Source organism: Bifidobacterium crudilactis, assembly GCF_000738005.1.
GTDB lineage: Bacteria > Actinomycetota > Actinomycetes > Actinomycetales > Bifidobacteriaceae > Bombiscardovia > Bombiscardovia crudilactis.
Genome location: NZ_JHAL01000002.1, coordinates 1,160,900 through 1,174,303, shown reverse-complemented (window position 1 = coordinate 1,174,303; position 13,404 = coordinate 1,160,900). Strand labels below are relative to the sequence as shown.

The 13,404-nt window shown below is 58.3% G+C and carries 14 protein-coding genes; 6 read left to right on the top strand and 8 right to left on the bottom strand.

Annotated features, from left to right (window positions below):
* The first annotated feature begins 112 nt into the window (after window positions 1-112).
* A complete protein-coding gene (locus tag DB51_RS07095) occupies window positions 113-1,318 on the top strand; it encodes a DegT/DnrJ/EryC1/StrS family aminotransferase (RefSeq protein ID WP_034252847.1) in 1,206 nt (401 codons plus the stop codon).
* 57 nt (window positions 1,319-1,375) lie between these two features.
* Here DB51_RS07095 and DB51_RS07090 read toward each other — a convergent pair whose 3' ends face one another.
* On the bottom strand, window positions 1,376-2,377 hold the full coding sequence (locus tag DB51_RS07090; protein WP_034252846.1) for a lipid II:glycine glycyltransferase FemX: 1,002 nt from the start codon (window positions 2,375-2,377) through the stop codon (window positions 1,376-1,378).
* A 214-nt stretch (window positions 2,378-2,591) separates the two neighbouring features.
* Window positions 2,592-3,353 carry an exonuclease domain-containing protein gene (locus DB51_RS07085; RefSeq protein ID WP_034252845.1) on the bottom strand — a complete coding sequence of 254 codons (762 nt, stop codon included), beginning with the start codon at window positions 3,351-3,353 and terminating at the stop codon, window positions 2,592-2,594.
* Between the two features lie 206 nt (window positions 3,354-3,559).
* Here DB51_RS07085 and DB51_RS07080 point away from each other — a divergent pair, with 206 nt between their 5' ends.
* Both DB51_RS07080 and DB51_RS07075 read left to right on the top strand, forming a co-directional pair.
* Window positions 3,560-4,384, top strand: a complete 825-nt coding sequence (locus tag DB51_RS07080; protein WP_084674724.1) for a sigma-70 family RNA polymerase sigma factor — start codon at window positions 3,560-3,562, stop codon at window positions 4,382-4,384.
* Window positions 4,385-4,386: 2 nt separating this feature from the next.
* Entirely contained in the window at window positions 4,387-4,665 is a 279-nt protein-coding gene (locus DB51_RS07075; RefSeq protein ID WP_238548328.1) for a hypothetical protein, read from the top strand.
* 132 nt (window positions 4,666-4,797) lie between these two features.
* Here DB51_RS07075 and DB51_RS10630 read toward each other — a convergent pair whose 3' ends face one another.
* Together DB51_RS10630 and DB51_RS07070 are read right to left on the bottom strand one after the other, a co-directional pair.
* The gene (locus DB51_RS10630) at window positions 4,798-4,872 is read right to left on the bottom strand and encodes a 50S ribosomal protein bL37 (protein ID WP_003817083.1); all 75 of its coding nucleotides are present in this window, start codon (window positions 4,870-4,872) and stop codon (window positions 4,798-4,800) included.
* 232 nt (window positions 4,873-5,104) lie between these two features.
* Window positions 5,105-6,088 carry an aldose 1-epimerase family protein gene (locus DB51_RS07070; protein WP_051867357.1) on the bottom strand — a complete coding sequence of 328 codons (984 nt, stop codon included), beginning with the start codon at window positions 6,086-6,088 and terminating at the stop codon, window positions 5,105-5,107.
* 166 nt (window positions 6,089-6,254) lie between these two features.
* Between DB51_RS07070 and ispH the strand changes: the two genes are divergently transcribed.
* Window positions 6,255-7,316: a 4-hydroxy-3-methylbut-2-enyl diphosphate reductase gene (gene ispH / locus DB51_RS07065; RefSeq protein ID WP_051867497.1), complete on the top strand. Its 1,062-nt coding sequence runs from the start codon at window positions 6,255-6,257 to the stop codon at window positions 7,314-7,316.
* Window positions 7,317-7,334: 18 nt separating this feature from the next.
* Here ispH and ybaK read toward each other — a convergent pair whose 3' ends face one another.
* From ybaK to DB51_RS07045, 4 genes are all read right to left on the bottom strand, one after another.
* Window positions 7,335-7,850, bottom strand: coding sequence for a Cys-tRNA(Pro) deacylase (gene ybaK, locus DB51_RS07060; protein WP_034254166.1), 516 nt, complete (start codon window positions 7,848-7,850; stop codon window positions 7,335-7,337).
* Between the two features lie 139 nt (window positions 7,851-7,989).
* A complete protein-coding gene (gene gap / locus DB51_RS07055; RefSeq protein ID WP_034252842.1) occupies window positions 7,990-9,042 on the bottom strand; it encodes a type I glyceraldehyde-3-phosphate dehydrogenase in 1,053 nt (350 codons plus the stop codon).
* A 115-nt stretch (window positions 9,043-9,157) separates the two neighbouring features.
* Window positions 9,158-9,541, bottom strand: coding sequence for an arsenate reductase family protein (locus tag DB51_RS07050; protein WP_238548327.1), 384 nt, complete (start codon window positions 9,539-9,541; stop codon window positions 9,158-9,160).
* A 91-nt stretch (window positions 9,542-9,632) separates the two neighbouring features.
* Window positions 9,633-10,367: a thiamine diphosphokinase gene (locus tag DB51_RS07045; protein WP_034252834.1), complete on the bottom strand. Its 735-nt coding sequence runs from the start codon at window positions 10,365-10,367 to the stop codon at window positions 9,633-9,635.
* Between the two features lie 146 nt (window positions 10,368-10,513).
* On the opposite strand from DB51_RS07045, the gene DB51_RS07040 reads away from it, so the two are divergent.
* Both DB51_RS07040 and msrB read left to right on the top strand, forming a co-directional pair.
* The gene (locus DB51_RS07040; protein WP_034252832.1) at window positions 10,514-12,208 is read left to right on the top strand and encodes a spermidine synthase; all 1,695 of its coding nucleotides are present in this window, start codon (window positions 10,514-10,516) and stop codon (window positions 12,206-12,208) included.
* A 97-nt stretch (window positions 12,209-12,305) separates the two neighbouring features.
* Window positions 12,306-13,274 (top strand): peptide-methionine (R)-S-oxide reductase MsrB, encoded by a 969-nt coding sequence (gene msrB, locus DB51_RS07035; RefSeq protein WP_034252828.1) that lies wholly within the window; start codon window positions 12,306-12,308, stop codon window positions 13,272-13,274.
* The last annotated feature ends 130 nt before the right edge of the window (window positions 13,275-13,404 follow it).

The window sequence follows — 13,404 nt, the reverse complement described above, 5'->3', positions numbered from 1 at the left end:
AATGACCGAATATGATAACTGCACTAAAAGGACAGCTTTTGCGAGAAAGATTTACCAATTTGCTGTCCTTTTAGTGCAGTTATCTCCTAGATGGCCAAATAGAGGAGCGGATATGGAATCGAGCTCGGATGCCCGCAGCGCTGATGAACGCAGTGCCCGGGAGCTCAGGCAGGAGTTGGCGAAACGCACGGCCAGCAATGCGGAGGATTGGTTCCTGGTGTTCAAGGCCAGATACGGTATGCAACTGGTGTTCGATGCCTTGCGAGAGCTGTATGGGCCGGGCAGTGCATGCACCCAGCTGTATACCTGCTGCACCGCGGTCGACCCCATCCTTGCGGCGGGATTGACACCCGCATACGGGGATGTGCAGCGTGAGACGATCATGCTCGACCCCAGCACCATGCCCCTGGCTTCGGACACTCGGGCAGTGATGATGCAGCACACGTTCGGGTTGATAGATTCGGAGGCTTCGGCAGCGCTCGCCGCGCGTACACGAAAAGAGTCGCAGGCACTGCTGGTCGAGGACAGCGCTCACTGTGTTACCAGGATGGCGACGGACGACCAGGGCAGGCCTTTGGCGGATATCTCCGTGCATTCCTTCGGCGTGGAAAAGATTCTCCCCACCCGCTTCGGTGGCGCGATATGGGTGAATCCGCAGCTGTCGGCATCCGCACCGGAATACAACCGTCTGCTGCGGTCACGACTGGCATCGCTGCCCAGACCGGGCAAGCGTCTCGACATGGTGACGCGCATGTACATCAACGAAAACCGGGTGCTTGGTCGTCTGCCGGGAGGTGCAGGGCCTCGTATGCGTTCATGGCTTACCCGTGTCGGCCTGTATGAACCGCCCATCGCCAAGGTGGAGCAGCGTGGCGGGCTTGGGTATGCACCCATGGCTCCGACGTCATGGATGGAAACGACGATACTGCGTTCCCTGCATGCTCTGGAAGCCAATGAATCCGCGCGTGCCGGTGTTGTGAGCAGGTTCAGAGAGTCTTTGAAGGGGTCCGATGCCGTGGCGGTGCCGAGGCAGGTGATGGCGGGGGAGGCGCAGCCCCTGCTCCGTTTCCCGATATTCGCCGAATCCACAGAACGAGCCGAAGGGATTATCGCAGCGCTCAGAGATGCCGGAGTGTATGCCGAGCGCTGGTACCGGCCGGAGCTGTTCCCGGGTGTCGAGAATCCCGATGCCTATCATGTTCCCCATGACCGCTCGCATCTGCAAGTCACCGATGAACTGGTAGCAGGAGCCGTCAGCCTTCCCACGGACCTGAACCAGAACCAGATTTCGGCCGCAATCTCCGTGGTGACAAGATAAGCGCCGTAGCGCTTACCTTGTCTGATGCTTTGCCTGTTGTCTTGACTGCGTATGGGTTCAGTTGTTGGTTTGCTTTTGACGAGGTGCGTTCTTCCGCCTGCGGATGGCCTTGAACAGGGCAAGTGACTTGTCCCACAGATGGTAGAGCGGGCTCAGAGGCTTCTCGTAGGTTCCCGCCCAGATGGTCGGCACGTTCTGGAAGGACTTCTTGAATTCGCTGATGCCGTCGTTCAACAGACCGTTCATGTCGTAGCGTTGTGCGCCAACGGCCTTCGCGGCCTTCATCGCGCCCCACTTCAGCGGATAGTTGGCACGCATCTTGCGGCCTGTCGCGTTGGCTCCGGCCCAGAGTTCCGAAGCGCCCCAGGTGCTGGTGACATTCCACATGAAGGAGACGATCTCACCCTCGTATTTGGCCACGATGAGCTGACCGACCTCACCGAGCAGGTCGAATGCCTGATGGTAGTACTCATCGGGATGCAGAGGGAAACCGTCCCGATCCGCCGTCTCATGGTAGATGGCGATTACCGTGTCCACGTCCTCGCGGGTTCCCGGGACGACTTCGATGCCGACTTTGGCACCTCGCCGAATGTAGTTGCGGGCATTCCGAGAATGCAGGGATTTCATAATCGCATCTTCGTCGGGTTCGAGGTCGACGATCGCGGTGGTCGCCATCAGCACATGGTCGCCTTCGACCCAATCTCCGGACAGGGACAAAGATGTGGCGGGAGGGTCGATTTTCAGTGACACCGGGTGGAATCGGTCATGGCACCAATCGGCGACGGCATCGGACACCTCGGCGTAGCGCTCCGCTTCAGATACGACAGGACCGCGCGGGGCATAGCAGATGCTGCCGAAAGGCCAGGGGAGCTTGCGTACGAGCACCTGTGCACAGCCAACCGTCTCATCGCCGGACTGAACGCTGACCCTGTGGGCCGTCCAGGGTCCTGTGGCGGCTTTGAGCTCACCCCACTGCCACTTTTGCATCGGATGCCCCTGTGCGGAATCCACCATCTCATTGAATTGCGAAGCGTCAGTGATTTCGTGGATGGTCAGCAATGTAAAGCCCCCTGCAGCAATTGGTTCGATTCTGTGTGCTGTCGCGGGTCGTAGGTTCGAATCCCGTGTATCCGCAACGTAATGCGCTTATATTATAGGCGAGCGGGAGAAGGGTATCCGTCAACCGGCGACTTCTTCCCAAAACCAGCGCCTTCTTGGCAGTCGTCTTCTAAACAGTTGGCTTCTCGGCAGTCGCCCGCTCGACCGATGCCTTCTATTCGAACCAGCCTTCGCGGATGGGTCTGCGTCCCTTCGACTCCAGCCAACGGTTGAAGGACTCTTTCCAGGTGTGGTGTGCGCTGCGTTGCCATTCCATCAGGTCGCCCAGAGCAAGATGCCCGACCTGGGGATACAGCGTGGACATGGGGGTAACCAAATCCACCGCCGCAATGGTGTCCGCAGTGGCATCGTGAAAATCCCCGTATGGATCGACACCATAGTATTCGGTGGTGGCGCTCAGCGTTCGTTTGCCCGAACGATGCGATACCGCTCTGTCGATGACCAGTGGGTCGACGACGAGCAGACGGTCATTCTCCAGGGCGTCGGTGATTCCGGAATCACACCGCCAACGCTGCAGATCGCCCTGCAGCATCTTCACATCGAAGGGTGCGTTGTAGGCAAGGAGAGGGATGTTCCGTTCCTGGGCGGCGACAATCGTTGCCGATATCTCTTCCAGCGTCTCCTTGGGCTCGGCACCGTGCTCTTGCACAAAGCTGTCCGTGAAACCGTTGACGCGGCTGGCACCTGCGCTGATGTGACGATGGGGGTTGATAAGCCATTCGCCGATCGTGTCATCCTTGTGGCCCGTCTGCGGATTGCGCAGGACCAGTGTCGCAGACACGATGGCATCGTTTCCAGGGGCTGCCCCGGTGGTCTCGGTGTCGAAGCCCAGCAGCCATGAGTCCCCGAGTGCGGTCAGCGTCGATTGCGTTTCCGTGGATTCGATGATGTCAAGAAGATGATGCGTATCAGTCATGATGCCATTGTCCGACTCGAAACAGACAAGAGCCACAACGCCGCCCGTCCAGCACGGTCAGCAACGCTCAAACGGCACCGACGAATGGTGACATGCCACGAAGGGCCGCGCAGCATGTTAGGTATCTGCTTGCAGACCGCATACGGCTGGATGGTGCACGGTTCAGGGACACTCCGCCTGATGGACAGGGCCTGAGTGATGGCACAATGGGGGATGTGGCAGAACAGCATGAACTTCAAGAGAGACGCAGACGCTTCGAGGAACTTGCCATGCCCGCGGTGAACGCCCTGTACAGGCAGGCCATGAAACTCACCAACGATCCGGACGATGCCCAGGATCTGGTTCAGGACACCTTTGAACGTGGATTCAAGGCCTTCGACCGTTTCGAACCCGGGAGTAATTTTGAGGCGTGGATGACGACCATCCAGCGCAACGCCTTCTTCAACCAGTATCACAAGGCCAAAAGACGACCGCAGCGGGCGAATGATTCGACTGGCGAGTACGACGACTGGGACATCTATTCTGCATCGGGGCACTCCTCGGAAGGGCTGAAATCTGCCGAACAGGAGTATCTGGAGGCCTTCGCCCCCGAGGAAATCATGGCCGCACTGGACACCTTGTCGCCCGAACGCCGACAAGTGTTCATCGACGCCGCCATCGACGGCAAAAGCTATCAGCAGGTGGCGGATGAGCAGGGCATCAAAATCGGGACGGTGATGAGCCGTTTGAATCGTGCCCGCGCCCAGCTCAAGGAGGAACTGTCGTCGTATGCGCGTGAACGCGGCTACGGGCAGAAGGCCTTGGCGGGTAGACCGCGAACGGCGAGCAATGAGGGTGTTTCACCATCCGCGAAGCCAGTGGACGGTGCAGTACATAATGGAAAGCAGCAAAGCGAAGATGCCGTCGGCGGTGCCGCAGGGCAGACCTTCGTCACACGAGACCACAGTTCGCCAATCAGCGGCGGCTCCTCGGCTCAGTCGGCTGGGACCACCACGTCGAGTGTTGAAGCCATGGACGGGAGAAAGGGTTAGACATGAGCGATCACGTCGAACGATACAGCCATATCTCCGTGACACAGAACGGCGAGGACCGGGCGACTGTCGAGGTCGCGCATATCGAAATCTCAGAGGGTTTTGATCCCGACACATGCTGTGATGAGCGAGAAAAAGCCTTGATTGCCATGCTTCGAAGATATCTGAGGCCCGAGCAGGCCCCGGATTGTCTGGTTCAGCGACTTCGGCATGTGATGGCCGATGCCTGTTCGGAACCTCAGTTGCGCGACAAGGATGACGTCATATCCGAGCGTGACTAGCCCTCACGATGCCGACATCATGCTGAAAAGCCGAGAACCCTGCTGCACGAGTCGTTGTCGACGTGCAGCAGGGTTCTCACCGTTCTATACAGCCCATCAGGAGGCTGTCAGATAGACGAATACCTCGTAGTCTCAGGCGTTTGGCCTTTTTCCGTGGTTAGCGGCTTTCTTACGACGGTCTTTGCGCTTACGTCCACGCATGCCCATGATGGACTCCTTTGTATATGTACGAATAAACCTGATGGATTATCTCACATCTGCAGGACGTGCACAACTTTTGCCTGTTGCGACCGTAATGCTCGTTTGTGTAGGGATTATTGTCGAGACCGTCCTATGCGCCACTGAAATTCCAGCATTTCCAGCGGCATCTAAGCGGGACATGTCCAAAATCCCTACACAAAACGGATGGCTCTCGGCTGAGCTGCAGGCGTATGTCGTTCTAGTGTTCGACGTGGTACCGAATGACGGTGGTGTGCTGAGCGTGCGGTTCCAATGTAAGCAGGTTCAGACCGGACCGGAAGGCGTTGGCATATGCCGTCATGGGTTCTATGGCCACGCCCGCCGGGTGCTGTCCTTCCGGGAAACCCGTGGCGGTGCATACCTGCCAGGCGTTGATGGTGTCATCGCCGGTCAGGGAGACCCTCAGACCGTCGCTACGGGTGAACGTCGCGGTGACGCTGTCGTTCTCGTCCCGTTGGGCGTCGGTCCATGCGTCGTCGAAGGGTCGGCCTTCGAGCGTCGGGTTGTCGCGCAGGTCGTAGATCGAGCCGTTCACGGTTTCCACGCCGGTGGGCAGCAGCCTGTCGGCGCTGGAGATCACATGGGTGTCGCAGGGGAGCGTGAGCCTGCACCGGGCATTATCGGCTTCAATGTCATCGATTGTGCGTCCACTGCCGCCGTTGGACAGCCACGGGTGGATGCCGAAGGCCCAGGGAGCTCGTTGCGAACCGTTGTTGTATGCGACAGTGCGCATCGTTAGTCCTGTATCGTCGAGTTCGTAACTCACACTGACGATGACGTCGAACGGGTATGCCACGACATTGGGGACTCTCCATGTCAGGGACACGCTCGATTCGGTCAGGGTGCCCAGTTTCCACATGTGACGGTATCCGAAGCCGTGAATGGCCGTCCGGCGTTCATGCTCGTCGATAGGCAGCTCATAGGTGTGACCATCGAAGGAATAGGTGCCGTCTTCGAGACGATTGGGAAAGGGTACCAATACGTATCCGTTGCAGCAGGGCGCCATATCATCTGCTTCGAAGGGCACGATGACTCGCTTTCCTCGATAATCGAATCGACGCAGGGTGGCACCGAGCTCGGTGACGACCGCCTCGTAATCACCGAATCGTATGGAATATTGCTGACCTGTTCTGGGTGTCGATGATGCCAGTGAAGGACGGATGTTGTCGGTAGTCGAAGTCATGTGTTGTGCCCTCTGCGTTGACGGCGAATGTTATCGTTAACTACTGTAGTGGCGTTGACGACGCGACCGCAATAGTCACACCATCCGATGGGTACGATGATATCCATCGTAGAAGAACGACCGGATGCGAGGATCGCTCGCGGGAAGTGGTGAGACCACCATGCGCATGAACGAGTGGCAGGCACCGCCCGAAGATGTCCCGGCCAAAAGGATTCTGCTTGCCGAGCCCAGAGGATTCTGTGCAGGCGTGGACCGTGCGGTTCGCTGCGTACAGGTGCTGCTGGACGCTGCGACGCGTGCACCTCACGAGCCCCTATCAAAGGGCCTGCCGCCCCTGTATGTCAGACGGCATATCGTACACAACCGTTCGGTGATCGAGGGCTTCGAACGGCAGGGTGTGGTGTTCGTTGACGAGCTGACAGATATTCCCCAGGAAGCGGTCGATGCGCACATCCCCGTGGTGTTCTCCGCTCATGGGGTCTCTCCTGAGGTTCGTGACGAGGCTGCGGCCAGGGGATTGCATGTGGTGGATGCCACCTGCCCGCTGGTGAGCAAAGTTCACCGTGAAGTGGTGCGATACGTCAAAGCGGGCTATGACATCATCTATATTGCGCACAGAGGGCACGACGAGGCTCTCGGCGTCATCGGCGAGGCTCCTGAGCATGTGCATATGGTGGAGGGCGTGAGCGATGTGCAATCCCTGCGTTTCGCCACGGACAGCAAACTGGTGTGCCTGTGCCAGACCACTTTAAGCGTGGATGAGACCGAGGACCTGCGTACTCTGCTCGCTGCGCGATACCCGTGGATGGAACTGCCGCCGACAGAGGACATCTGCTATGCCACGCAGGATAGGCAGGTTGCCATAAGAGAGCTGGCGCGGCTGGTGGATGGCGTCATCGTCATAGGTTCCGAACATTCATCGAATACACGGCAGATGGTGCGGGTCGCACAAGCGGTGTTCGACTCCGCGCAGGATGGTCCGGTATTCCGACGTGCACGTCGTGTCGACGGGGCGAGTGAGCTGCAAGCCTCGTGGTTCGATGGAATCGACACCTTGGGACTGTCCTCAGGGGCTTCGGCTCCTGAGAAGCTGGTCGACGAGATGCTGAAGAGCCTGCGTGACTTTGGTTTCAATACAGTCGAGACGCTGGTCACCGGGCAGGAGACGAAGACCTTCGCCCTTCCTGCGGAGCTTCGGACGCTGCACGCATCGTATCAGGAGCGGTGATGCCGTGTGCCCAGAGCCTCACCAAGTCGCAATAGAGGCACGGGATGCATCCAGCGCGCCGAGTAGGTCGAGTGGCGAGATGCCGATATCGAATCCGCGTTTGCCACCGGAGACAAGAATCTCTTCGAATGCGAAAGCGCTCTCGTCAAGGACGGTGACATGTTTCGTGCGTTGCCCCAACGGTGAAATGCCGCCGAGCACGTATCCGCTTTCTCGTTGCGCGATTTTCGGGTCGGCCATCGTGAGTTTCTTCACGCCGACCGCAGTCGCCAGCGCTTTCAGGTCGAGATGACCGGTGACGGGAACGATGCCTATCACGCGTTGCGTTCCAGCATCGGCCATCAGGGTTTTGAAGATTTGCTGGGCATCCTTGCCGAGCTTCTCCACCGCCTCCAGCCCGTATCCGTTATCCATGTGGTCGGCCGAATGCTCGTACTCATACAGGTGGAAGGGGATGCCGGCATGTTCGAGTGCGACGGTGGCGGGTGTTGAGCCGGTGCCCTTGTGCTGATGGGATTTCTTTGCCTTGGCCATGATTGATTCTCCCTGCTTGGCGGCGTCGATTACGAAGGTGTGCGGATAGTCGATTGGGCACAGCGCGCACATGCTCCAGGTTATGAAAAAGCCCGCCGAATCACTCCGACGGGCTTTACGCTTACGCGATGTTGTTACTTCACTCGGAGATTTCGGCGAAGTACAGCAGGGTGCGGATCATGTTTGAAGTGAATCCGTACTCGTTGTCGTAGAAGGACACGGTGCGTACCAGCTGCTCGCCGTCCGCGTCGTTCACATCGGTCTGGGTCGGGTCGAAGACGCCACCGTGGGTGTCGCCGACGATATCCGAGGTCACGATGCCGTCGCCGTTGTAACCGAAGTAATCGGTGTCGGAGAAGGCGGCCTTGAAGGTGTCGTTGATTTCGTCAACGGTGACCTTCTTGCCCAGGATGGTGGTCAGCTCGGTGACCGAGCCGTCAGGGATGGCAACGCGCTGTGCGTGGCCCTGCAACTTGCCGTCAACGGAAGGAACGACCTTGCCGATGGCCTTGGCGGCACCGGTGGAGTGTTCGATGGTGTTGATGGCGGCTGCACGGTTGGCGCGTGGCTTGCTGCCACGAGGGCCGTCCAGAATCATCTGAGTGCCGGTGTATGCGTGGATGGTGGTCATGAATCCGACCTTGACGCCGAACTTGTCATCAAGCAGCTTGACCATGGCGGCCAGCGAATTGGTGGTGCAGGAACCGGCGGACACGATGGAATCGGAGGACTTCAGAATCTCGTGGTTCACGCCGTAGACGACGGTAGGAACATCGTCCTTGGCAGGAGCGGAGATGAGGACCTTCTTGGCGCCTGCGTCCAGATGTGCCTGGGACTTGGCGGCGGAGGTGTAGAAACCGGTGCACTCGAGCACGAACTCGACGCCATCGTTCTTGACCCAAGGAATGTTGGAGGCGTCGCGCTCGGCGTACACCGTGTATTCCTTGCCGTCCACGACGATTGCGGTATCGGTTGAGGTGACCTCGACCGGAGTGCCGTCGTCATGCTTGAAGGTGCCGTGGGTGCTGTCGTACTTGAGCAGGTATGCCAGCATCGAAGGCGTGGTCAGATCGTTGATTGCTGCGACCTCGATGTCACCGGCCTCGCCGCCACGATGCTGCAGCTCGAAGATACGACGGAATGCGAGACGACCAATACGACCGAAGCCGTTGATGCCAATCTTTACTGTCATGTATATCTCCCTCAGGGATCAGGCTCTGACGCCTGCGTACGATACGTTGCGTACGAAACGTAAGGCGTCGCGGCCAACTTTTATAACACTGATTACTGTAATGCGCCGCCTGTACTTAGAGCAAAGCCTGCGACCATGTCTCCTCGTTGAATCCGACCAGCACCTTGTGGTCGTGAAGCAGTATCGGACGCTTCACCAGCATGCCGTCGGTGGAGAGTACCTCTACTGCGTCCTCGACACTCATGGAAGGCAGTCGATTCTTCATGTCGAGCCGCCGGTAGGACTGACCGGAAGTGTTGAACATCCTGCGAATCGGCAGCCCGCTGAGGTTATGCCATAGGGTCAATTCCGCCTGCGTGGGATTGTCGGTCTTGATGTCTCGCTCGTCAAAGGCGACGTGGTGCTCATGGAGCCAGGCCCGCGCTTTCGCGCAAGTCGAGCACTTGGGATAACACACGAAGGTCGCCGGGCTCTGCTGCCCCTCTGAATCCATATTCATACCCTCCAGTAAAGGCCATATTGGAGATAACTGCACTAAAAGGACAGCTTTTCGTGGCGAATATCTCTTTTTTTCTGCACTTTTAGTGCAGTTATCTCAAATCAGGGGCCAGCAACGAGGAAATCTGGTCGTCTATGGGGCCAAGGGTCGGGGTGGGCGTGATGTCGCCGGTCCACTCAGGGGGCGGGGCTTCCGCGGGGAAGGTGATGATGAGGGTTCCCCGGCCGACTGAGACCGTAGCGGATGTGTTCGCTCTGAATTCGTTGCTGATGCCCAGAGGATGGTCGTTGCGCAGCCGCACATGGTCAAGCTCGTATTTCAGTCCGACTTCGCTCACGTCATAGGAAGCATCGGTATGCGAGAACACCGAAATCATGCGGCGTGCCTTGACATTGCCCGCCGGGAAGCTGAGCGTTCCCTCGCTGATGGCGGTGACGATGACGTCTGCACCGTGCAGGAAGGCGATGCCTCCGTGGCGCGCGATATCCGCCAGCAGTTGCATATTGCCGATCGTGTGGTCGAGACGGCCTCCGAGACCTCCGTAGACATTGAATACCCGGGCTCCTTGCTGCCATCCGATTTTGAACGCCGACAGCATATCGGTGTCGTCTTTTTCAGGATGCAGCCGAACGGTGTGCCCGTTATCGGGAACCTCACCCTCCAGGGAGTCAAAGTCTCCGATGACGACGTCAGGGGTGAATCCGAAAGACATCGCAGCGTCATAACCGCCATCTGCCGCGATAACCAGTGCTCCGGGCACGGGGGCGGGTCGGATGCCGTAATACTCCCCGGCTCCGAAGATGATGCCATGTCGTGCGGTGTCCATCCAACCCCATTCTTTGCGGTGCCGACGGTTCACTGGGCATCCAGGATGCCACCGGCCGATATATATGCAACACCATCTTAGGGCGTAGCGTCTCGGAAGCTGTATCGTTTGTGAAAGAGAGAGCATACCGCAATCATGGGGGCAGCATGCAGCAGACAGCATCCGACAGACCGATACTGCGTTCCAAGGTATTCCTATATATCACCGAATTCTTCTCGGGGATGGCGGTGATGGCTGCGGAACTCGGCGCCTCGCGTCTGCTCGCGCCATATTTCTCCAGTTCTCAAATCGTGTGGACCATCATCATCGGCACCATCATGATTGCGCTCGCACTGGGAAATATGTGGGGAGGAAGGAAAGCCGACAAGGACCCCAACCCCGACAAACTGTATCTGCGCATCATGATCGCCGCTGTGTGGATAGCCCTGATTCCCTTGGTGGGAAAGTACCTTATCATTGCCATCTCGGGACTGCTGATCGTCACCGTGTCCACGAACTTCCTGATTGTCGCGGCTTTTGTCAGCTGCATGATTATCTTCGTGCCACCGCTGTTTCTTTTGGGCACGGTCACTCCAGGCCTGGTGAAGTTCACCACGGATTCCCTGAAGGACAACGCCACCATCGTCGGCAGGCTCGGGGCCTGCAATACGGTCGGTTCGATTCTCGGTACCTTTCTGCCGACCTTCGTCACCATCCCCGCGGTCGGCACCTTCGTGACCTTCCTGATTTTCTCCGGGCTTCTGCTCGCACTGCCCATCATCTACTTCGCGGCGGCGAAGGTGAAGCGCATCGCCAGTGCGGTCAGCATCGTTATCTTCGTGATATCCGGCATACTGTCGCCTTTGACGGGATTCGCATTCTGGGAGGGCAATCTCACCTACGAAGGCGAGTCCATATACAACTATCTGCAGGTCAAGACCCTCGCGGACCGGACCATTCTGTCGACCAACGTGCTCTTCGGCGTGCAGTCGGTGACCATGAAACAGGGCGGGCTGACCGGTCTGTACTATGACACCGCGCTCGCCGCTCCCGCGCTGGCGGACCATGCGGATTCAGCCCTGATTCTGGGAATGGGCACAGGCACCTACGCGCGGCAATTGCGCGAATACTATCCCAATATGAGCATTCAAGGCGTTGAGATAGATCAGTCCATCACGAATCTGGCGGGTCGGTATTTCGACGAGCCTTCCGACATTCCGGTGAGCACCTATGATGGCCGCGCGTGGTTGGAAGGCACCTCGAAGAAATTCGATGTGATTATGGTCGATGCCTATCAGGACATCACCATCCCCTTCCAGATGTCATCCACTGAATTCTTCACTGCGGTTCGTCAGCATTTGAATCCCGGGGGAGTGATGGTGGTGAACATGAACATGATTTCCGATGGCGAGGGGTCGATCAATCAGGCCTTGCAGGCCACGATTTCCAGTGTATTCAATGTCGGCACCAACTTCGAATCGGTGGTGATGGCGGATGTCGGGGGCACCACGAACCGCGAGCTTTTCGCCAAGGCGCCGAGTGCCGAGAGAAGAACCCCCTCGAATAAGGTCATCGAAGACAATACGATGCAACGTTCGGCCCAGGCTTCGGCACTGCAGCAACGAACCGAAGAGCTTACCGGTGACGCCGAACTGACCGAGTACATGGGTCAGGTCGCCTCGCACCTGGTGACCGTGGACAGAGGGAATGCCGGTGATGCCTCCCTGGTTCTCACCGATGACAAGGCCCCGGTGGAAGTGCTCGGCATGCGGGCCATTGACGAGCTGATTGCCCAGCAGTCCGGGCCGTACAAGGAAGTGCTGCGTACCCAAGGCATTTCGGGCCTGATGAAGATGCAGTGATTCTTCCGTGTTCCCGGGAGAAGCCGTTGCGCCATGAGTGGAGAAGCTTGGTTGTTCTCGCACATCGCCGGATACTGGTGCCATGGATACAGTTTCGATGAATGAATCTTCCCGCGGTGAGCAGACTCCTAGCGAGCAGACGGTTGTTGCAGGCGGATGCTTCTGGGGTATGGAACGCTATCTGCAAGGTGTCGATGGGGTTCTCTCGACCACCGTCGGTTATGCGCAGTCGAGAACGCCCGGCCCCAGCTATGAAGAGGTATGCAGCGGGACCACTGATGCCGTCGAGGCCGTGCAGGTCGAGTACGACCCGGCGAGGGTCAGTCTGCGCACCCTGACCTTGCTGGTCCTTGATGTCATCGACCCCTTTGCCGTCGACCGACAAGGCAACGATGTCGGCAGGCAGTATCGCTCGGGATTCTACTGGCCGGAGGGAACGCAGGCGCAGCAGGAGCCGGTGTTCAGGCAGGCGCTGCAGGAACTGGCTGATCGCGAAGACAGAATGCCGGTGGCGGAGGTCGAGGCGCTGAGGAACTTCTACCCGGCGGAGCAGTACCACCAGGATTATCTTGATAAGAATCCGGGAGGGTATTGCCATATCTCCATTGCGAAGATGCATAACGTCGCCAGGCGGCAGCGGTATATCGAGAGCATCTGGAAGCTGAGCCGCGAACAGTACGAGGTCACCCAGCACTCCGCCACAGAAATGCCCTTCCGCAACGCCTACGACAACACCTTCGAGCCGGGCATCTATGTTGACGTGGTCAGCGGAAAACCCCTGTTCCTCTCGAAGGACAAATTCGATTCGGGATGCGGTTGGCCCGCATTCTCCAAAACGATTACGCCCGATGTGGTGACCGAGCATGAGGACCGCACGATTCCGGGGCGTCCGCGTGTCGAGATTCGTACGGCAGACACCCAGATTCATCTGGGCCATGTCTTCGACGACGGTCCGGCAGATCGTGGCGGTCTGCGCTACTGCATGAATTCGGCGTCGCTGCGCTTCGTTCCCAAAAGCGAGATGGCGAAGGAAGGTTACGGGGAATACCTCTCCGAACTGGACTGAAGGACAGGCGGGCGTCAAAGCCGAGGCTGGCTGCAGGGCCGCCATGGTCACGACACTCCCGAGGATGTGGTAGTATCTACAAGGCTTGAGCAATCAAGAAAGCGGAACTTCCCACCTGGAAGCCTTGCAA